Origin of the sequence: Vibrio sp. 10N.222.52.B7 (genome assembly GCF_041474275.1) — a bacterium.
GTDB lineage: Bacteria > Pseudomonadota > Gammaproteobacteria > Enterobacterales > Vibrionaceae > Vibrio > Vibrio crassostreae_C.
The window spans coordinates 1-340 of record NZ_JBFRTU010000471.1 but is presented as its reverse complement, the minus strand read 5'-3'; the positions used below and the strand labels follow the sequence as shown (position 1 = coordinate 340).

The window sequence follows — 340 nt, the reverse complement described above, 5'->3', positions numbered from 1 at the left end:
TGCATTTCTGCCAAGTAATGAGTGGGGCGTGCAAGTGGTAGGCAATGAAGGTGCAGACCGAGCGGGCGCTGTGTCGATCGAATATGGGCTTGCCGATTACTTCACCGTGGGTAGTGCCTTTATGAGGCAAAATGGCAAAGACTTGATTGGTGTTCAAGGACGATACTTACCGGCGCATTGGTTCGCGGGTCATATCGGTTGGTTGTCGGAGTTCAATCGGTTTCCAATGGAGTTTGATATTTTGATCAATGGTGATCAGTCGGCATCGATAGAGCTTAATAAAACCGATGAATTGGACTTAGAGTCGATGGAGTACGATGTTTTCAAATACAACCTGTCG

General features: G+C 47.4%; 1 pseudogene. It reads left to right on the top strand.

From position 1 onward, the window contains the following. Positions 1–340: pseudogene (locus AB4512_RS23740) on the top strand (carboxypeptidase regulatory-like domain-containing protein); the annotation flags it as partial.